Annotated in this window: 17 protein-coding genes; 11 read left to right on the top strand and 6 right to left on the bottom strand. The window is 44.5% G+C overall.

Annotated features, from left to right (window positions below):
- Positions 1 to 119 precede the first annotated feature (119 nt).
- On the top strand, positions 120 to 491 hold the full coding sequence (locus B4240_RS08550) for a 5-carboxymethyl-2-hydroxymuconate Delta-isomerase (RefSeq protein WP_296238332.1): 372 nt from the start codon (positions 120 to 122) through the stop codon (positions 489 to 491).
- 24 nt (positions 492 to 515) lie between these two features.
- Here B4240_RS08550 and B4240_RS08545 read toward each other — a convergent pair whose 3' ends face one another.
- Positions 516 to 992, bottom strand: a complete 477-nt coding sequence (locus tag B4240_RS08545; protein ID WP_296238330.1) for a hypothetical protein — start codon at positions 990 to 992, stop codon at positions 516 to 518.
- Between the two features lie 164 nt (positions 993 to 1,156).
- The gene (locus B4240_RS08540) at positions 1,157 to 2,977 is read right to left on the bottom strand and encodes an acyl-CoA dehydrogenase C-terminal domain-containing protein (RefSeq protein WP_296238328.1); all 1,821 of its coding nucleotides are present in this window, start codon (positions 2,975 to 2,977) and stop codon (positions 1,157 to 1,159) included.
- A gap of 425 nt (positions 2,978 to 3,402) precedes the next feature.
- Here B4240_RS08540 and B4240_RS08535 point away from each other — a divergent pair, with 425 nt between their 5' ends.
- Positions 3,403 to 4,530: an FUSC family protein gene (locus B4240_RS08535; protein ID WP_296238327.1), complete on the top strand. Its 1,128-nt coding sequence runs from the start codon at positions 3,403 to 3,405 to the stop codon at positions 4,528 to 4,530.
- Between the two features lie 81 nt (positions 4,531 to 4,611).
- Here B4240_RS08535 and aroE read toward each other — a convergent pair whose 3' ends face one another.
- Entirely contained in the window at positions 4,612 to 5,463 is an 852-nt protein-coding gene (aroE, locus tag B4240_RS08530; protein ID WP_296238325.1) for a shikimate dehydrogenase, read from the bottom strand.
- A gap of 530 nt (positions 5,464 to 5,993) precedes the next feature.
- Between aroE and B4240_RS08525 the strand changes: the two genes are divergently transcribed.
- Entirely contained in the window at positions 5,994 to 6,668 is a 675-nt protein-coding gene (locus B4240_RS08525) for a hypothetical protein (RefSeq protein ID WP_414707116.1), read from the top strand.
- A 12-nt stretch (positions 6,669 to 6,680) separates the two neighbouring features.
- Entirely contained in the window at positions 6,681 to 7,688 is a 1,008-nt protein-coding gene (locus B4240_RS08520; RefSeq protein WP_296238322.1) for an aminotransferase class IV, read from the top strand.
- Here B4240_RS08520 and B4240_RS08515 read toward each other — a convergent pair.
- Both B4240_RS08515 and B4240_RS08510 read right to left on the bottom strand, forming a co-directional pair.
- Positions 7,685 to 7,882: a DpnD/PcfM family protein gene (locus tag B4240_RS08515; protein WP_296238319.1), complete on the bottom strand. Its 198-nt coding sequence runs from the start codon at positions 7,880 to 7,882 to the stop codon at positions 7,685 to 7,687. The genes B4240_RS08520 and B4240_RS08515 overlap by 4 nt on opposite strands.
- A 125-nt stretch (positions 7,883 to 8,007) precedes the next feature.
- On the bottom strand, positions 8,008 to 8,772 hold the full coding sequence (locus tag B4240_RS08510) for a DpnI domain-containing protein (protein ID WP_296238317.1): 765 nt from the start codon (positions 8,770 to 8,772) through the stop codon (positions 8,008 to 8,010).
- 183 nt (positions 8,773 to 8,955) lie between these two features.
- Here B4240_RS08510 and mltG point away from each other — a divergent pair, with 183 nt between their 5' ends.
- From mltG to B4240_RS08495, 3 genes are all read left to right on the top strand, one after another.
- On the top strand, positions 8,956 to 10,242 hold the full coding sequence (gene mltG / locus B4240_RS08505; RefSeq protein ID WP_296238316.1) for an endolytic transglycosylase MltG: 1,287 nt from the start codon (positions 8,956 to 8,958) through the stop codon (positions 10,240 to 10,242).
- A gap of 111 nt (positions 10,243 to 10,353) precedes the next feature.
- Complete coding sequence (tmk, locus tag B4240_RS08500) at positions 10,354 to 11,091, top strand: dTMP kinase (protein ID WP_296238314.1); 738 nt, start codon at positions 10,354 to 10,356, stop codon at positions 11,089 to 11,091.
- Between the two features lie 207 nt (positions 11,092 to 11,298).
- Complete coding sequence (locus B4240_RS08495) at positions 11,299 to 11,829, top strand: peroxiredoxin (RefSeq protein ID WP_296238312.1); 531 nt, start codon at positions 11,299 to 11,301, stop codon at positions 11,827 to 11,829.
- 92 nt (positions 11,830 to 11,921) lie between these two features.
- Here the strand turns inward: B4240_RS08495 and B4240_RS08490 are convergent, their stop codons facing one another.
- The gene (locus tag B4240_RS08490) at positions 11,922 to 14,285 is read right to left on the bottom strand and encodes a cation:proton antiporter (RefSeq protein ID WP_296238311.1); all 2,364 of its coding nucleotides are present in this window, start codon (positions 14,283 to 14,285) and stop codon (positions 11,922 to 11,924) included.
- Positions 14,286 to 15,231: 946 nt separating this feature from the next.
- On the opposite strand from B4240_RS08490, the gene B4240_RS08485 reads away from it, so the two are divergent.
- The 4 genes from B4240_RS08485 to purC all read left to right on the top strand — a co-directional run bounded on the left by B4240_RS08485 (position 15,232) and on the right by purC (position 19,468).
- Positions 15,232 to 16,686: a Do family serine endopeptidase gene (locus tag B4240_RS08485; protein WP_296238309.1), complete on the top strand. Its 1,455-nt coding sequence runs from the start codon at positions 15,232 to 15,234 to the stop codon at positions 16,684 to 16,686.
- Between the two features lie 500 nt (positions 16,687 to 17,186).
- Complete coding sequence (gene dapA / locus B4240_RS08480) at positions 17,187 to 18,092, top strand: 4-hydroxy-tetrahydrodipicolinate synthase (RefSeq protein WP_296238308.1); 906 nt, start codon at positions 17,187 to 17,189, stop codon at positions 18,090 to 18,092.
- 193 nt (positions 18,093 to 18,285) lie between these two features.
- The gene (locus B4240_RS08475) at positions 18,286 to 18,606 is read left to right on the top strand and encodes a hypothetical protein (RefSeq protein WP_296238306.1); all 321 of its coding nucleotides are present in this window, start codon (positions 18,286 to 18,288) and stop codon (positions 18,604 to 18,606) included.
- A 148-nt stretch (positions 18,607 to 18,754) separates the two neighbouring features.
- Positions 18,755 to 19,468, top strand: a complete 714-nt coding sequence (gene purC / locus B4240_RS08470; RefSeq protein WP_296238305.1) for a phosphoribosylaminoimidazolesuccinocarboxamide synthase — start codon at positions 18,755 to 18,757, stop codon at positions 19,466 to 19,468.
- Positions 19,469 to 19,676 lie beyond the last annotated feature (208 nt).

The following is a 19,676-nucleotide window of genomic DNA, read 5'->3' as shown; positions in this document are numbered from 1 at the left end:
TACACACCGTTTATTCTGCGCCTTTGTCATTTGCTCTTATCTGCGCTTTTGTCATTTACTCTTAATAGTGTTTGCGCTGCTTATTGGCAGATTTGCTATTTTTAATAAGGATTTTATCCATGCCGCATTTAACCATTCAAGTATCGCCAAACGTTATGATTGCTCATGAAGAGTCATTTCTTAAAGTACTAAATCAAGCGCTATGGGATAGTGGGCACTTTGGTAAGCCTGCTGATATCAAAGCGCGCATCGTACCGATTGAGACGTTTTTGGTCGGCGTAGAAGATGATGAGCAACGCAACGGCTTTGTTTATGCGCATCTAAAAATTATGAGCGGCCGCAATGAAGTCATACGGCATCAGCTTGCTGAGTTATTGACAGCTGCCATAGAAGAGACATTAAGTGAACAGCAATCAGGGCGTGCAGACATCCAGATATGTGTTGAGGTAGAAGAGATCAGCGTGATTTATCATAAAAAAATGCTTAGCTAGCCTTGAAAGATGCCTGTTTATAACCTAGTTATTTTCGCACAATGACTTACTGGCATATTTAGGCAATATCATCACCTCGGCTTTATAACCAGCGGTTTTACCGTGAGTTGCCATCAAATTGCGTGCGATACGCAAGCGATATTCGCCAGTGGCAGGCAAGCAGCCTTGATAAATAATCCCGCCTTTGGTGCCGTCATACTTGCCATTTGGCATATACAGCACACCAACATTGGCAGTCTCAGGCGTGCCAGCAAGTGGCGCAATATTGATAATGGCATATTGCGCAGCGCTTGCATTAAAACGATACCAGCGCTCATCTTCATTAGGTTTTAATTTACCAGTAACAACACTACTAACAGCGCCTTTGGCAAAATGAATGGTGGTATCGCCAGTTTTAGCCAGCGCGTTACTTGCGCCAGTGCTGATTAATGTGGCACTTAGCAACAGCGTTTTTAGCACTCGTGCGCTTGATAAAGTAGTTTTATTGTTAATCGACAACATCACTGCCTCCTTATTAAGTTATTGTTTATCAGCTGTCTGTTTTTGGATGTCTATTATTTGATAACTATGGTTCTAATTTATTCTCTGACTTTTAGTTAACCATAAAAAAACGCCTAATGCATAGGCGCTTTTTTTGTGAATTATTGCTTAATTGTGAGGCAATCTTAGTCTAAGAAAGCAAAGTTATCGATTTTCATTGCCGTCATGCTCTCGCTTGGGGCAACCATACTTTCGGCATGGCCTGAGGTACGTGGTAAGATTTTATCAAAGTAGAACTCGGCAGTTTGAACCTTGGCTTTGTAGAATTCTGGAGATTCCGTGCCACCGTTTTTAAGCTTGTCATAAGCGACCGCCGCCATACGCGCCCAGTGATAACCCATCATCACGTAGCCTGAGTACATCAAGAAATCATCCGATGCCGCAGAGATAATTTCGCGGTCTTTACGTGCCATGAGCATTAAGCGGACGGTCAATGTGTTCCACTCAGCGCATAGTTTGGTCAGTGCCCAAACGAATTTACGCATGTCTTTATCAAGCGCATACTCGCCGCACCACTTCATGATGCTTGAGGTGTAATCACGAATGATTTTACCTTTAGATTGCAAGATAACCTTACGGCCTAATAAATCAAGCGCCTGCACGCCAGTGGTGCCTTCGTACATGGTAGCGATACGAGCATCACGAGCGATCAGCTCCATGCCCCACTCTTTGATATAACCGTGGCCGCCATAGATTTGCTGCCCGTGTTTGGCCGCTTCGATACCAAGCTCCGTTAAGAAGCCTTTTAGGATAGGCGTATAGAAGCCCAATTTATCATCCCATTTTTCAAATTCGGCATCATCACCGTTGGCAACGCCCTGTGACATTTTATCCGCATAGCGAGCGGCATGATAAATCATCGAGCGGCCACCTTCAGCAAAGGCTTTTTGGGTCAATAACATACGGCGTACGTCAGCATGATGAATGATGGCATCAGCGACTTTTTCAGGGTCTTTGGTACCTGACAAAGTACGCATAGAACGGCGGTCTTTGGCGTATGGTAGCGCATTTTGGAAAGACAGCTCAGTGTGCGCCAAACCTTGGATACCTGTACCAATACGCGCGGTGTTCATAAAGGTGAACATCGCTTTTAGGCCTTTATTTGGCTCACCGATAAGGAAACCTGTCGCATCATCGAAGTTTAAAACACAAGTTGACGATGAGCTGATGCCCATTTTGTGCTCAATAGAGCCACAAACCACGCCGTTACGCTCGCCAGACTCGCCTTCAGCATTTGGTAAGAATTTTGGTACGATAAATAGTGAAATACCACGCGTGCCTTCTGGTGCATTTGGTAGACGAGCCAAAACGATGTGCACGATGTTATCGGTTAGGTCATGCTCACCGCTTGAGATAAAAATCTTGGTACCGCTAATTTTATAAGTACCATCATCTTGCGGGATGGCTTTTGATTTTACTTGGCCCAAATCGGTACCACACTGCGGCTCAGTCAAACACATGGTGCCCGACCAAGTGCCTTCAACCAATTTAGGTAAGTAAGTCGCTTTTTGCTCGTCTGTACCGTATTGTAATAAGGTATTGATACAGCCGGTTGATAGACCAGGGTACATCGCCCAAGGCCAGTTAGCCGTACCAATCATCTCAGCTTTGATGAGGTTAATTGACATCGGTAAGTTCATACCGCCGTACTCTTCAGGGTACGAAATACCTTGCCAGCCGCCTTCGACAAATTGATTGTACGCTTCTTTAAAGCCTTTTGGCGTGGTGACCTCACCATTTTCAAAATGACAGCCTTCTTCATCAGCGGGCTGATAGATAGGCGACAGGACGTTTTCAGCAAAATCCGCCATGCCTTGCAAAATCATATCGACGGTTTCAGGATCCGCGTTTTCGCCATTATCTAAGCTTTTATAATGCGTTTGATAATCAAAAACATCATTTATCAAAAACTTGATATCACGCAAAGGTGCTTTGTAAGTTAACATAGTCGCTCTCTTTGGTTATTCGCTAACATAGACGGCAGGCTCAGTCACTGAGCCTCGGTTCATGTAAACGGGTGTTTAATTATTCGGGATAAAGGTAGACAATATCACGGGTCGTCATTTAGATTTATTAAGAACAGCTTATCCATTTCGATGACCGTTAAGGCGTCCTTGATAAAAAACAGCTGTTGTGGCGTTGAGGTCAGTATAAATCTTCTATCGTGACAAATATACAAACAATAACTAATATTCATTATATAACAAAAAACACAGAAAATTAAGTTATCAATGTAAAACTATGAATAGATAAATAAGCGTTTATACACATGTTTTAGTTTAGAGAGCTTTAGTATAGATAGCAGCGTGGCCGCAAAACAACCGTTAAGTGTATGGTTTACGTGCACGCACGAGATAAAGGAAAGCCAATTATGAGCGCATCAAAGCACAAGGTAGCGCGAGCATCTTGGCTGACAGCATTGTTTGCTCGCCTAAAAAGTCTCATCGATGGTGAGCTTAACCATTTATTAACCGTCAACCGCAGCAAGCGACCGTGGCATATGCCAATTATCGCCGCCATTACCATCAGCTTCCCCGTGTTTGTCGGTGCGTACTTTGATGCCTTGCCGTCCGGTATTAAAGCGTCGTTAGGGGCGATGGTTATTTTAAATACGCCGCTAGCAGGAAAGCTGCCGTATCGCTTGGTGACGGTGATGGCGTGGGGTTTTGCCATGTCGCTGTGCTTTGCCCTTGGTCTGATAGCTCAGCAAGTCCCCATGTTAAAACTGCCAATATTTACGTTAATGGCTTTTGGTATCGTGATATTTGGGCGTTATTATCGCCAGCCGCCGCCAGCAGGCTTGTTTGTGATGATGGCGGGAGCGATTGCATTATTTATCCCGCTGCCCCTAGAAGACATCATGCCAGCTACGGGTCTGGTGATGCTTGGTAGCGGCTTTGCTTTGGTCATGGCGCTGCTGTATTCGCTGTTTTTATTAGCAACGCGCCCATCGGCACCGACGCCGTCCTATAGCTATGAGCCCGATACCATCACCGAAAGTGTGATTGTCGCCGGTTTTGTCAGTTTAGCCTTACTTATTGCGATCACTTTACAGCTAACCAATCCGTATTGGGCGGCGGTGAGCTGTTTTTTAATTATCCAAGGTATTCATCTGCGTACCATGTGGATTAAGCAAATACATCGTTTGCTTGGGACGATGTTCGGCGTGGGGCTGGCGAGCTGGATGTTAGCGTGGAGCTTACCAATATGGGGTGTGGCGCTGGCGATATTGGGCTTGATGCTGTGTATCGAAACCTTGGTCGACCGCCATTATGGCATGGCAGTGATATTTATCACCCCGCTGACGGTATTTATTGCTGAGTACGGCAGTGGTTTACCCTTCTCTGAGCAAGCTTATCAACAAGTTATCCTGGCACGCTTATTTGATACCATGATTGGTTGCTTGGTAGGACTAAGCGGCGGGGTGGTGATACATTCAACCAATTTACGCGTACCGCTACGTAAGTTGGAAAATTGGCTGCTGGCGCGTTTTGGTTAACTTTATTAGCAAATAAAAAGCCGTATGATTTCTATTCATACGGCTTTTTTAGTCGCGGTTTAAGCTGTTCATTCAATGTACTTATAAACTGTCGATGACTTGCGCAACATCGACCTTATGTCCTGTCCAACGCTCAAAACTTAACGCTGCCTGCCCGATAAGCATGCCATAACCGTCTGACGTTTGTGCGCCGCGCTTGGCAAAATGCTGTAAAAACGGCAGCGCGCGTCCATACATCATATCGTAAGCATAACCGCAGCTGAGCGCGTCATTAAGTGGCAGCGTATCACCTGATAACCCAATCGAGGTGGCATTGATGATGATATCAAACGCGCCGCTTAGCGCCTCAGTGCTACAGGTTTTAATCTGCTGATTAGCAATCGTCTCACTTGCAGCGCTTAGCTCATTAACCAAATCTGTTACTTTACTCAATGTGCGATTGGCAAGGGTAAGCTCGCTGATACCCGCTTCAATCAATGGCAATATCACCCCGCGTGCTGCGCCGCCTGCGCCGATTATTGCCACGCGTGCGTCCTTTAAAGGCCAGTTTAAACTTGTTATATGATTGACCAGACCTTGGCCGTCGGTATTATCACCATATATCGCCTCAGCTATTGGCGTGCCATTTTTTAACAGGGCGTTATTCAGCAGTAAGGTATTGACGGCGCCAGCGATTTTGGCGTGCTCAGACAAACCGCCACGCGCCGCGCAGCACTCATAAGCCATTTGTTTAAAAGGGACGGTCACATTGGCACCAACACCGCCGCCATGAAAAAAAGCTTCAATCACTGCGGTAAAACTGGCCACATCATCGGGGCAATACTGGCGCTGATAACTAATCTTAAGCCCAGTTTGCGCTGCAAATAACGTATGAATTTCAGGAGATTTACTGTGGGCAATCGGATTGCCAATAACGATAAAATGCTGGGTCATAAAGGGTCCGCTGCTTATAAAGGGAGAAATAGAGGCAAAATTAACAGGTGAAAAGTTATCAATAAAAAAGTGGCCGTTTAATTATCTTATGCAACGCCACTTATCCAGTCCTACTTATCATAGGGGATAACGTTAGCTTTCACAAATCTATACTCCGCCAACTATGCTAAGACAATAAAAAGGCTAAAAACGGAGCGAATAATTGGCCAGATAAATCATGCCTTTATCTCGTGAGGTCTTTAACAAATCTGTACTCTGAGGGAGCGTTATGTGTAAGGTAAAGGCTAGTCAAGGGTTAAGCAGTTGGGTAAACTAGAGAGCATAAAAAATTCAAGCGGCCTTGTGCCTTACGTTTATTAAAAGTTAGAAGATAAAAGTTAAAAGGCTGATTGATAACACTTTATATAACTAACAAAGTATATAACTAGAATACCTTAACAGCATTGTTTATTCATCGTTCATTATCAGCGGCAAAAGCCCGCTCGTTAATCCCGTTTTCGGACCCCTCTAAAAGTGTGAGTAAATTGCCCATGTGGAATAAAAGCCTACAGACCCTTATGGTTAGTACGTTAATGGCAGTTGGCGTGTCTTTGAGCGCCTGTGATAGCAATAAAAATAGCGAGACCGCCGCTGAAGACGTGAGCGCTGAGAGTAGCGAGCAGACCGCCGCTGAGGCGCCTAAACAAGAAAATACCGCCGCCAACGCTGACCTCGATGACGCAACCGCCGAGCAAGGCACGCCAGTAAAATATGATGTCGCTTCATGGGGCACTGATAAAGTCAAAACGCTAAAGGTCGATGAGCTAAGTGAAATAAAGTCGGCTTTTGGCAAAGTGGTCAGCACCGATGAGAATAGCTTGGATTATGCCAGTAATCCGGCGTCCAAATATCGCTTTATGCCGGACGACGCGCCCTATTTGGACGTGATTGATTCTGAAAAATATCTCGAGCTTGGTTGGTATTTTGCCAACCCAACGGACTCTGATAAAGAAAAAGAGCTCAGTCAAAACCATGCCAAAAAATCTTATCAACTGGCGCGCCAACTAATGGGTGATGAAGGCGGTAAGCTGGTCACTGATATGTTAAATGGTCAAATCGTCAAAAATAAAACCATCGGCGGGCAAAAAGTAGAGCTGGCAAAATGCGAGTTTTATAGCTGTATGTTGGTGATCAATAAATCTGCTGCCCAAACCGACAATACATAAGCGGAGCTGGTCTTGACGTCGCCCAAATCGCCCAAACGCTGGGTATGTTTACACCCATCAAGCGCGACAATGGATGGCTCACGGGTCGCGCTGTCATTAGACAATCGCGGACTGGCATACGGCGATGGTTTCTTTACCACCATGGGCGTCATTGATGGACAGGTACTGTGGATTGATTATCATCAGCAGCGCCTCGCTTCCCATGCAAAAGCGCTGCATCTAAAGCTGGACAGCGACTCACTATTAGCGTTATTAACGATGTTAAAAACGCATGCCAAGCAATTACAACAAGGTATGCTAAAACTTATCGTCACGCGCGCTGCCCAAGTGGTTCGCGGTTATGGCTATGCGCCAAATACGTCCGGTAGTGCTTGTGAGATTTGGCTTAAATCCTCGGCGCTGGACGTTGCAACCGCGCAAGCGCTGCCTTTACCTGATGGGCAATTCATCCCGCTGCAACCTGCCGCGAGCGCCATCTGCTTGACCTCTCAAATTGCTTGCTTGCCGCCGCCGCTTGCTGGACTTAAAAGCTTAAATCGTCTGGATAATGTGCTGGCAAGTGGCGAGCTGAACGCTATCAAGGCGCGATCGTTAAAATCTCAATTATTAGCATCTAAGGCTGTCTTACCACTTGGCGAAGGTCTGCTACGCGATATGAGCGGACAATGGGTTGAAGGCACAATGAGTAATGTGTTTTATCAGTTATCTGCTTCACGCTTGGTAGAATCGCCAGTCGCAAAATCGTCCAATTGTCCACATCCGCAAAACAACAGCAACTATCTGAGCACTGGTCAGTGGTACACGCCATCAATGGCGCAGTCTGGTGTCGCTGGCGTAATGCGGCAAGTCATTATCGATGGGTTAGCGACCAGCGAAAATCCCGTCATTGTCCGGTCATTACAAGATGAAGATTTGCCCTATTTAAGTCAGCTATTCTTTTGTAATGCACTGCGCGGTATTATGCCCATGACCAGTCTGACGTTATTGTCGGGTGAAGTGGTGGGTTTTGAAGCGATTTAATCATTTTTCAAAATGTTAAATTTGGTATCAATACAATCATCAGGATATAAAATAATATTTTCATTGCGATACATATCTTGCGCCTTTAACAGTGCTTCTTGTCCGTTCTCTGCGCTAATCTCCACGATGTTACTTAGCTTCTCAACAATCTCTATCTGAAAGACTTTCTTTACTTTCTTATCTATTTTTCTCATTATTATTCCCAATGTATCCTTATCAAAATTTCTTGAGGATTCATATGCGCTAGGTTAGCAAAGGCGCTTAAAAGAAGTGATCGTCTTTTGTTACTTGAGTGAAGCTAAAGGAAGAAAAAAAGCGCTTAACATAGTTTTCGATACTGACCGCGACCTAAAAACTCAATAATGCCTTTATCGCGTAACACTTGTAATTGCTGGCGGATTTTATCTGGAATGTGATTGTTTTCAGGATGTTTGAGTTTTAATAAGTCGACAAACGTATAAACTTGCTTGAGAGAGAAGTTAGCATCGAGTTTATCGATGCACTGCCAAACATCCAGCGTCCAACCACGTGTCTGCTGTGATTGCGTACGTAAAAACAAGGTTTTTTGAAATTGCTCGGTGACATTGTCGCGGGGTATGACGCGCTGGTCTTTAACCAAAAATACCTTTCCTGATTCGGGCACTTTACGCAAATCAATATTGCAGCCGACCCAGCCGGCGCGTTTGGCAGTGATGGATAAAGGCTTGCGTTTCATAATCATATCCGGTTTAAAAAACTGTTTTGGAATGATCAAAAAATTATTTACCCTATATTCTTGCGAGTAGGTCAGAAAGAAAAAGCTGGGATTATTATCGCTATTGATACGCTTAATCATGGTGTCATATGCGCCATCATTAATAATGTGGCTCAATTTTGCCTTTTTACTTTTTAATTCATATTCCTCGCTGCAATGTGCGCAATAAAAGTCAGCGACGGGTTGGTTATTCGCAAATTCAAGCAAGGGTTCGGTATTGCAATTAGGACAATAACTTTGCTTAGCGACCCAATCTTCACTGAGTACACGAATTTTTTGTGATTCAGATGTATAGTTTTTGGCAAGACTTTGATTAAAATTAAGGTTCATAGCCCGTTTTCTTATTAAAGGAAGTATTTAAAAGGAAAGATTCAGAGTGATAAATAAGCAATATGAGTATGAAGCCATATAATTTACCCTAAACAGCAAGTTAATCGATAAGCTAAGCAAATACCATTGAAAATCGCCCAGTTCAGTGCTAAATTCTAGCAAACTTCTGCCTCGCGAGTTGCCATGAGCAAGCAAACCCCTGAAATACCCCCTAAACGCCCTGATGAGTCGCCAACAAATAATCATGATGGTACGGCTGATCAGCCTGTCGATACCACAGCGCCAGCCAAAAAACCTACTATTGATGACGTGAGCGCAGAGGAAGTGCCAGCAACGGATATCTCGCTCATTAGCGGTGGTTCTAAACCGCGTCATTATAAAGCTGATAATCCCTCGTTTTTTATGCAGCGCGGCTATCAGGTGTTATTGGTACTTGGACTGATTGCCGCGTTCTTTTTGGTGATGGTGTATCAGACCTTGTTTGGCCGTATTGAGCAGCCGCAGCAAATGGTAACGATTGAGGCGGGGCAGACCTATTATGGGCTATTGCCGCAGTGGCAACAGCAGATCCCGCTGTTTTCTGCCACGATTGCCAAGCTGTATATGAAAACGCAAATTGATGGCCCATTGCACGCCGGTATTTATCAATTACCAGAAAATCCTACCTTTGCTGAAGCACTAGAAGTATTGGGGCAAGGGGTAAAAGCGGCGATGGTCAAGGTACAAATTATCGAAGGCAAAACCGCAAAAGATTTATATCAGGCGCTACGAGATAACGACGGCATTAAAAAAGAAGTGCTAACGGCGGATAGCACGAATGCCAGCATCGCGCAGGCGTTGGATTTGGTCGGCATTTTGCCAGATGCGGTGGTTAATAGTAATGATGCTATCGTCAATCACAATCTTGAAGGCTGGTTTGCGCCTGACACCTATTATTATGGCGAAGGCAGCACGGATAAGCAGGTATTGACCGATTTGTATAAGCGTCAGCAGCAAGCATTGACCAAAGTGTGGGAAAATCGCGATCCTGATTTGCCTTATAACAGTCCGTACGAAGCGCTCGTTATGGCATCGATTATCGAAAAAGAAACCAGCGTGGCAGAAGAGCGTCCTTTGGTCTCGGCGGTATTTAGCAATCGTTTGAATAAAAACATGCGCTTGCAAACCGATCCGACCATTATTTATGGTATGGGTAGCCGTTATAAAGGCAATATTCGCCGTCAAGACATCGATGAAAAGACGGCTTATAACACCTATCAAATCGATGGTTTACCGCCAACGCCAATCGCATTGCCATCTGCAGCCTCGATTGAAGCAACTTTGCATCCTGCCGATAGCGACGCCTTATACTTTGTGGCGACCGGTAATGGCGGCCACAAATTTACCAATAGCTTAAATGAGCATAACCAAGCGGTAAAAGAATATCTCAGCGTCATGCGTCAAAAGAAAGCACAAACGCCGCCGCCGTAATTTAATCCTCTGCCTTTTCGCAAAAACTTATCGTGTACTGAGCGTTATGTCGTTATATGAATAGTTACATAGACAGCGACACAACGCTCATCAATGACATAAGGCCATATCATGTCAGCATCGCCGCAAGAAAAATCATCGCAAGAAAAATCAGCGCAAATAAACTCATCTGAGCATTTCATTAATACAGCATCTACTTCTACAGCGTCCACTCAAGGGCGCTTTATCAGCTTTGAAGGGTCCGAAGGCGTGGGCAAGACCACCGCTATTGAGAATCTTTGTAAGCGCCTGCAAGCAAAGGGCATTGATTATGTGCGCACCCGTGAACCGGGCGGTAGTCCATTTGCTGAGCAGCTGCGTGCCATTTTATTAGACCCTGCTACCAAAATTAATGATGATACTGAGCTGCTACTGATATTTGCAGCGCGCTGTGACCATTTGCAGCAAGTGATTTTGCCCGCGCTGCAACGCGGTACGTGGGTGATATGTGACCGCTTTACCGATTCAACCGTTGCCTATCAAGGCTTTGGGCGGGCGCATGGTGATAGTACTGTACGCGCTAAAATTGACACGCTTATCGAGAAATTTGTCGCACAATTACCAGATTTGACCTTGTGGTTAGATTTGCCAGTATTAGAAGGCATGGCGCGCGCCAATAAACGTAGCGCCGCTGACCGTTTTGAGCAGCAAGCGACGGAGTTTTTTACCCGAGTGCATCAAGGTTTTAGCGTCCTTGCCAGCGAGCAGCCTGAGCGCATCCAACGTATTGATGCTCAAGGTAGTGCCGAAGAAGTGAGCGAGCGTATCTGGCAGACGGTGCAGGAAAAATTTAAGCTAGACTTAGACTAGGGCGCGGCACTAATCTGGAGAAGTAAGTTTAAAAGTCTTAAACTACGAAGACTTTTAAATGATTGTAAAAACATTTCCGAAGTGTGGCGACGCGCTAAGAAAAACTCTGAATATAAGCTTAAATGTTTGCTTATAGATTGCTATAACTATTATTATATCAATGAAGGATTTTGAAAAAAAAGACAATAACCTAAACCGGAGTAAATAATGATTACCCATGTACCTGATGTAACTTTCAAGACCCGTGTTCGTGATGAGTCTATCGGTGGTGACAATCCATTTAAATGGTATGACCTAACCACAGATGAGTTGTTTGCCAATAAAAAAGTGGTGGTGTTCTCACTGCCAGGAGCCTTCACGCCAACTTGCTCGACCAGTCATCTACCTCGCTATGAAGCGCTTTATGATGAGTTTAAGGCATTGGGCGTCGATGAAATCGTTTGCATTTCTGTTAATGATGCCTTTGTCATGTACCAGTGGGGCCTAAAGCAAAACCGTGAAAACGTCTTCTTACTGCCTGATGGTAATGGTGAGTTCACGCGTAAAATGGGTATGCTGGTTGATAAGAGTAATCTTGGCTTTGGTATGCGCTCATGGCGTTATTCGATGTATGTTGACAATAAAGTAATCAAAAAAGTGTTTAAAGAACCGGGTTTTGACGACAACTGTCCAACAGACCCGTTTGAAGTATCAGATGCAGACACCATGTTAGAATATTTGAAAAGTAATGTTCTCTAGCACTGTCATTTCTACTTTTTATTAAGTAAAAAAAGCCCCAACTACTGAGTTGGGGCTTTTGTGTTTATGAGTTAGTATAAAAAATAGCTTTATTATTTATTACTATCGGCACTAGTGACGCTATCGACAGTAGCAGCCATATTTTTTACCGTATCGTCATTACTCGATTTAGCGGCGTGGTCGCCACTTGAATCGGGTAGGCGGTTTGGATCAAGCGTTCCTTTTTTGGTTTTCGGCGCGCTACCATTGCCGTTGGCATTGCTAGGCGTCTTGGTTTTTGAGGTTGCTGTCGAATTGTCCGACATTACTCCTTTATTAGCAGCCTTATCTTTATTAGCGGCCTTATCTTTAGGGGCGCTTGCTTGAGTATTTCCCTTTTCAGCATGAGCATTTGATGGCTGATTTTCAGCCACAGTTTTTTTCTCCGATGCTGTTTCAGGGGCTGTCTCAGTGGTTGTTTCAGTTGTTGTCTTAGGGACTGTTTCAGCAAAGGTATCCGCCTTTTTATCGGCTTCCTTAGCAGTTGGCGCTACAGGCTCAGGCGCAGTGGTTTCGCCATTATCATCGGTCAGCTCAATCTCTTTACGCTTTTCAGGCGCTTTTGAGCTGGACTCAAAGCTCGCATCTGCCGCCGCGCGCGCTTGTTCTTGTTTCGGCGTCACATCGACAGGCTTTGGCTGTACTTCATCATCAACGACCAATGAAATCAACTTCCGATCACGCGGCACCGTGCCATCGAACTTATCGGTAATAATGTGCAATTTACCTTCTTTATCGACGGTATAAAGCGGCACAAACTGCTTATTATCGGCTTTATATTGCTCAAAGCTGTAGCTGTCAGTGATGTTGGTGATTTTGATACGCGCTTTTTTCGATAGCATACTGGCAAGCTTGGTATAAGTGACATCTTTGCCAAACAGCCACTGCGAGTGGAAATTGCCTTGTTTGTCATCGCGCTCGCTTTTGACTTTTTCATCGCTAAATTTCAGGCGATAGATTTTGCGCTCGCCAAACTCATGGCGATAATGAATCTCGGACAAGGTATTCATCTCTCTATCGGTACTCATGGCAAACAAGCGCCCAATACCGATAAGGTCTAAATGATGGTCGGCATGGTCAGAGATGGGATTACCAAAGTAAGTGCGCAGACCGCTCATGCGCGCGCGGGCAATATTGGTATAGTTATTGTGCGCGACAATGACATCAAACCCTTGGTCTTTTAAGGACGTCGCGACCAATAAAGCGATAGGATTGGAGCCTACAACCAAAATACCATTGGTTTCAGGCTCGCGCACGCCCAAGAAATTACCAACCATTTTTGCGCCCAAACCCTGAATCATCACCGTGCCAATAATGACCAAAAAGACCAAAGGCACCAGCAGCTCAACGCCTTGGATGTCATATTCTTGCAAGCGAATGGCAAATAAGGAGGAGATAGCAGCAGCAACGATACCGCGCGGCCCAATCCAGCTAATCATCAGCTTTTCGTTGGTTTTTAGATTCGAGCCGATAGACGACGCCCAAACAGACAAAGGACGCGCGATAAACATTACGATCGCTAGCAATACCAAGCCTGCAAAACCTACGCTAAGCAAGCTTGCAAGCTCAACACGGGCCGCAAGAATAATAAATAATACCGACACCAATAAAATGGTCAATGATTCATTAAACTCTAAAATCGTCTCGCGCGGGAATTTTGGCCAGTTAGCCAGCGCCACCCCAAGGACGGTGACGGTTAATAGACCAGATTCGTGTTCTAAGTGGTTGGAGATAGAAAACAGCAGCAGCACAAAAGCAAGGGTAAAAACATTGCGTAAAAATTCAGGAATCATATGGCGCCGCATCAAAAACGCCAATAGCCATGCGCCAGCTAACCCTAACGCTACTGCCAACACTACAATCTTGGCAAACAGCAAAATACTACTGGCTTCGCCGCCTGAGATAATATATTCATAAACCAGTACCACCGCAATCGCGCCGATAGGATCGATGATGATGCCCTCCCATTTCAAAATATTCGAAATGGTTTTATTGGGGCGCACGCTGCGCAGTAATGGCATAATGACCGTTGGGCCAGTGACGCAGACCAAGGCACCGAACAGCAAAGCAATCAAAGGGTCAACATCAAACAAAAGGTAAGTCGATAGCGCCACAATGACGATAGTGATAAGCACACCGACCGACACCAGCATCTGTACCACAGAGCCGTGCTGTTTAATCTCATCAAACTCTAAAGTCAGCGAGCCTTCAAATAAAATAATCGCCACGCCAAGCGAGATAAAAGGGAACATCAGCTCGCCAAGTACCAAATCAGGATCAAAAGCGCCTAATATCGGGCCAACGATAATACCAATCAGTAATAAAAACAAAATGGACGGTTGCTTTAAATACCAAGCCAACCATTGGGCGGCAATGCCAAGCCCAACCACGCCGGATAACAATAGGGCGGTATCCATAAATTAATCCTTTTATAATCTTGTCATATTTTATATCTATTCAGGCGCGCAACACACACTGCTAGCATAAGCCGCAGCAAAAGTCGCCTAAATGAGTTGTTGCAAATATCCGTCACCGCTCAGCGCTAAATCTAGCGCTTATTAATAAAAGCATCAATCGCAGCGTTCATCAAAACATGCAGCACAGCATCATGCAAAAAATGAATCAAAGTACGAATGAGATATGCTATCTATACGATATCGCAGTAAAGACAAAAGCTTTTTCAGATCACTAAACTTAATCTAAAAAAGCAAAAGATGAAAAATAAGCTGATGATCGCCAACCCGTCAAAATAACAGGCCACAGAAGATAACTTTTGTTTGTTGTATAAATTATTTGGCTTGTTATCATAACATGGTTTTATTTTATGTATTTTAAGGGTGGCTTTGCGCCGCTTTATTAGCTAAACAAAAAGCTTGACAAAGCTGACATTGCCAGCATGTTGTTAATAAGGCGGCCTTGCGTTATTTTTTAGTATTGCTAGCTTATTATTATTGATAACCTAGCCGTGACGATAGTGATGGTTTTTTAATGACGACATTTCAACAGCAAATGCAAATTACCTCGCTTTTTTTAAATACGAAAAGATAAAGTTTTATACCATAAGTCCAAAATGGACGGTAAACTAACAGGCAGACTTTTTTGCAAGCGTGCATTGATAAAATGCTCATGATAAAAGTACAGGACACAAGCATGCCGTAAAATTTATAACCTAACATTATTTAGCCTAACAGTATAAAGTCAGGTTTTTTAAATTTTCATTCATGAGCAAGCTGAGCTATGGTCAGCGCAAAGCATTCACCAAAACTGATGAAATATGCCAAAATTATTAACAATGGTCCTATTTAAACTGTTGATAACAAACAGTTTATAACAGCTATAAAGACTTATCATATGGAGGATAATATGCCTATCAATATGTCTAAAGTATCAAATACGCATAATGTGACGCGCTGGTTACAACAGAGCGCGTTGGCACTTGCCATTGCAACAAGCATGGTCGCTGGTATCAATATAGCGACCGTGCCAAATGCGCAAGCGGCCGTTACCACCGCCGATTTTTCCGGCTTGGTTCAGCAAGTCACCCCAGCGGTGGCGCGGGTAAACGTGACCAAAACCGTCAGCGAGGCCGAGCTTGCCAAAGCGCAAACCGCTGAGCTGTTGCGTCAATTTTTTGGCGATCGCTTGCGTATTCCTGACCAAGCAGCGACGCCTGCGATTGAGCATGCTTATGGCACCGCCTTTTTTGTTACCTCTGATGGTTATATGCTGACCAATCACCATGTGGTAGCTGGTGCAGATAAAATTACTGTGACACTCAACGACAGAACAGAGCTTGATGCAAAGCTCGTTGGTAGTGATGAGCGCTCGGATGTGGCGGTGCTAAAAGTGACGGGTCGTCAGTTCCCAGCGCTGCCAATTGGCGATTCCAACGCGCTAAAAGTAGGGGAGCCAGTATTGGCAATTGGTTCGCCCTTTGGTTTTGATTATTCGGCTTCAGCGGGTATTGTTAGCGCCAAATCACGTAATTTTTCCCGTGAAACCAGCGTGCCCTTTATCCAAACCGATGTGGCATTAAACCCTGGTAACTCTGGTGGCCCACTATTCAATCAGCGCGGCGAAGTCATTGGCATCAACTCGCGTATTTTTAGTGGCACAGGTGGCTATATGGGGCTGTCATTTTCTATCCCGATTGATGCGGCAATGGATATTTATGAGCAGCTAAAAGATAACGGTGAGGTTGCACGTGCCTATTTGGGTATTTTTCCACAAGATATCGACCGTAATTTAGCCGAAGCTTATAATTTAGCGCGTCCGCAAGGCGCGTTATTAACGCGCGTGTCACCAGACTCTCCCGCCCAAAAAGCAGGCCTAAAATCGGGGGACATTATTTTAAAATATAATGATGTGCAAATCATGGAAGCCTCAGATTTATTAAATCTGATCAATCGGGCACGGCCGAATGATATCTTTCGCGTCCAGATTCAGCGTGATGGCAAACAATCTGTGGTCATCGGTAAGCTCAGTAACGCCTCTAATGATATGCAGTCGCAAACCGGTGCTCAGCAGACCAACGGCATTAGCCTAGGACTGGCGCTGCGCAATTTAACGCCGGAGGAGCAAAGAGAGCTGGCGTCTGATAATAAGACTGGCGTACTGGTCACAGCGATTGAACCGACGGGACTTGCGGCGCGCTCGGGCATACTGGCAGGCGACGTTATCACCAACCTGCATCAAAAACCCATTAAAACGGTCAATGATTTTTCTAGTGCCGTCTCCTCTTTACCCAAAAAAGGGGTGGTGACGATTGAAATATTGCGTCAAGGTATCCCGGGTATTATTGGTTTGCGGATTGAGTAGCGATTGCTAAAGTCATTGGCCGGTTTTGAGTGTAGGGTGATATGCGTGTATTTATCGTCCAACTATTGATGTGTTGACGATTGGTTAAAATGTTTAAAAAGGTTTTATCGCTACTAAACAATTACGCTACACTAACTGTTTAGTTTTCGCGCTAGATTTTAACACCAATTTTTAAGACCAATAAAGCAGTGCTTAGCAGCGCAATAGACAGCCGTTTTTTGCGGTATAGCGACTTTAAGCATGAATTGATTGATAGCGATAAAGCCAAAATATGCTACACTAACAGGCGTTTTTATTGTTATCAGCTGATTAAATGCCAGCAGATAAACATAGCATTAATAACATTTGCATATATAAATAAATAGTATGAACATCACGCAAGAGATTGCCCCTGACGTTAGTTTTATTTAACGTGAAGCTTTATAGAGCGTATAGAGGCACTTGCAAACGACTTATCATGTGATAGCTTTAATAAAAGCTAGGATAATACAGGCACGGTTATGAGCACAGCATACGACGATATTAAAACCCGACTACAAGGCTCAATGGTCGCCTTGGTAACGCCCATGCACCCTGACGGCACGGTCGATTATAAACGTCTGGCAGACCTCATAGATTGGCAGATTGAGCAGGGCACACATTGCCTCGTCGCTGTCGGTACCACGGGTGAATCAGCGACCTTGTCGATGCAAGAGCACAGCGATGTGATTCGCTATTTTGTCCAGCATGTCAAAGGTCGCGTACCCGTCATTGCTGGTACTGGCGCCAACAATACGATGGAAGCCATCAAGCTGACCCAAGATGCCGCTGATGCGGGTGCAGACTGTGCGCTGTTGGTTGCGCCTTACTATAATAAGCCGCCGCAAGAAGGCTTGTTTCAGCACTATAAAACCATCGCTGAAGCGGTAAAAATACCGCAGATGCTTTATAACGTGCCGGGTCGCACCGTTGTTGATATCGCTCAAGAAACCGTTGAGCGCCTTGCAGATATTGATAATATCGTCGCTATTAAAGACGCTACTGGTTCGGCCGTCCGCGGTGAGCAATTGATTAAAGCCGTTGGTGACAGAATGGTCGTGTTATCGGGTGATGATGGTACCGCGCTTGAGCTTATGAAGTTTGGTGGAAAAGGCAATATTTCGGTGACAGCCAACGTTGCGCCAAAAGCCATGAGTGAAACCTTTAGCGCAGGGCTGCGCGGAGATTTTGACGCCGCTCATAAAGTCCATGACGTGGTTAAGCACTTACACCGCGATTTATTTATCGAATCAAGTCCTATTCCTGTCAAATATGCACTGCATAAAATGGGTATGATAGACAAAGGTATTCGCTTGCCATTGGTATGGTTGGCTGAAAAGCACCATGCAACGATTGATGAAGCCTTAATCCGTGCAAACTTAGTGTAGTTATAGGCAAATAGCTGCGGATAAAATAGCTATACGAAATAACTATGCAAAATAGCTATGCAGAACAGCTATGTGCAGACATAGTTTCCTGCCTACGCAATAAAAAAGCGCCGTTTATCAGATAGTGTAAAAATAAGAACGTTTTGCTAAATAAGTACTAAATCAGCAATCATTGCTAACTTAGAGAGATAATATGATGACAGTATCATCAAACCCTGTAAAAATATTCCCGATGCTAATGACTGTGGTTTTGGGGAGTACGTTCGTATTGAGCGGCTGTCAAGCGACAAAAGAGCTGTTTGGTAAGCGCGATAACGGTAGCCTTGAGTATCAACAAAGCAAAAAACTGGCGCCGCTAGAGCTGCCCGCTGCGCAAGAAACAGCGCCCTTTGTTCCGCTCTATCCTACTCCTAATGTAGGTGCCAATACCTTAAAGTTAGAAAACGAGTCGGGTAAGCAGTATCGGTTGCCAAAACCGCAGCGCGCTGTTGCGGTAACCCAAGCCTCAGAATAGACCTTTTTTTATCCCTACCTATACCGCTGGTTTTTTATGATGTTAAGCAGGTTTGTTCTTTAACCTAGTATAAAGCGCTTAATATAAAACACTTAGCGGTCACTGCGCGTTTTTACCACATAAGCTTGAACGAACAGGAACTCCCGTAATGCAAAAGCAACAACTGCTGTATAAAGGCAAAGCCAAATCTGTTTATGAAACAGAAGACAACGATCTGCTGATTTTACACTTCCGCGATGATACCTCAGCGCTCGACGGTAAGCGTATCGAGCAGCTCGCTCGTAAAGGCGTGGTGAATAACCGCTTTAACGCCTTTGTGATGCAAAAGCTGGCTGACGCTGGTATCGAAACCCATTTTGAAAAGCAATTGTCAGATGATGAAGTGCTGGTCAAGCGTTTGGAGATGATTCCGGTTGAGTGCGTCGTACGTAATTTTGCTGCTGGCAGTTTGGTGCGTCGACTTGGTTTAGAAGAAGGCCAAGCTTTGACGCCGCCTACTTATGAGCTGTTTTATAAAGATGATGCGCTTGGTGATCCAATGGTCAACGAGTCCATCTCTATTTCTCTTGATTGGGCAACCGAGGCTCAGTTGGCAAAAATGAAAGAGCTAAGTCACCAAGTAAACGAAGTGTTAAAAGAGCTGTTTGACGCCGGTGATTTAATACTGGTAGATTTTAAACTCGAGTTTGGCGTGTTCCATGATCGTATCGTTTTAGGTGATGAATTTTCACCGGATGGCTGCCGCATTTGGGATAAGGCGACCAAGAAAAAGCTCGATAAAGACCGTTTCCGTCAATCATTGGGTGATGTGATTGAAGGCTATGAAGAAGTGGCAAAACGTATCGGTGTGCCGTTAAACTAAGCTTATCAAACGCTAAATTTATCGATCCCTTCATAAAAAAACTGAGCCTTGAGCTCAGTTTTTTTATGGGGATAGTTATGTTGAAAATAACTACATTAAAGACAGTTATAGTCAAAATATCCTAAAAACGCTACGGTATTGCTGATATCAATTTTTTGTAGCCTCTGTCTGCGTAGGCACAGCAAGCAAAAAAAATTGATATCAGCAG

The organism is Psychrobacter sp. UBA5136, assembly GCF_002414005.1.
GTDB lineage: Bacteria > Pseudomonadota > Gammaproteobacteria > Pseudomonadales > Moraxellaceae > Psychrobacter.
This window is presented reverse-complemented; position numbering and strand designations above follow the sequence as displayed.

Excerpts from the sequence above, each read along its gene's own strand:
- B4240_RS08475 (WP_296238306.1), top strand. The coding sequence starts at position 18,286 with ATGATGACAGTATCATCAAACCCTGTAAAAATATTCCCGATGCTAATG.
- B4240_RS08490 (WP_296238311.1), bottom strand. The coding sequence starts at position 14,285 with ATGGATACCGCCCTATTGTTATCCGGCGTGGTTGGGCTTGGCATTGCC.
- B4240_RS08550 (WP_296238332.1), top strand. The coding sequence starts at position 120 with ATGCCGCATTTAACCATTCAAGTATCGCCAAACGTTATGATTGCTCAT.
- purC (WP_296238305.1), top strand. The coding sequence starts at position 18,755 with ATGCAAAAGCAACAACTGCTGTATAAAGGCAAAGCCAAATCTGTTTAT.
- dapA (WP_296238308.1), top strand. The coding sequence starts at position 17,187 with ATGAGCACAGCATACGACGATATTAAAACCCGACTACAAGGCTCAATG.
- aroE (WP_296238325.1), bottom strand. The coding sequence starts at position 5,463 with ATGACCCAGCATTTTATCGTTATTGGCAATCCGATTGCCCACAGTAAA.
- B4240_RS08495 (WP_296238312.1), top strand. The coding sequence starts at position 11,299 with ATGATTACCCATGTACCTGATGTAACTTTCAAGACCCGTGTTCGTGAT.
- B4240_RS08525 (WP_414707116.1), top strand. The coding sequence starts at position 5,994 with ATGTGGAATAAAAGCCTACAGACCCTTATGGTTAGTACGTTAATGGCA.
- B4240_RS08485 (WP_296238309.1), top strand. The coding sequence starts at position 15,232 with ATGCCTATCAATATGTCTAAAGTATCAAATACGCATAATGTGACGCGC.
- B4240_RS08515 (WP_296238319.1), bottom strand. The coding sequence starts at position 7,882 with ATGAGAAAAATAGATAAGAAAGTAAAGAAAGTCTTTCAGATAGAGATT.
- mltG (WP_296238316.1), top strand. The coding sequence starts at position 8,956 with ATGAGCAAGCAAACCCCTGAAATACCCCCTAAACGCCCTGATGAGTCG.
- tmk (WP_296238314.1), top strand. The coding sequence starts at position 10,354 with ATGTCAGCATCGCCGCAAGAAAAATCATCGCAAGAAAAATCAGCGCAA.
- B4240_RS08540 (WP_296238328.1), bottom strand. The coding sequence starts at position 2,977 with ATGTTAACTTACAAAGCACCTTTGCGTGATATCAAGTTTTTGATAAAT.
- B4240_RS08545 (WP_296238330.1), bottom strand. The coding sequence starts at position 992 with ATGTTGTCGATTAACAATAAAACTACTTTATCAAGCGCACGAGTGCTA.
- B4240_RS08535 (WP_296238327.1), top strand. The coding sequence starts at position 3,403 with ATGAGCGCATCAAAGCACAAGGTAGCGCGAGCATCTTGGCTGACAGCA.
- B4240_RS08510 (WP_296238317.1), bottom strand. The coding sequence starts at position 8,772 with ATGAACCTTAATTTTAATCAAAGTCTTGCCAAAAACTATACATCTGAA.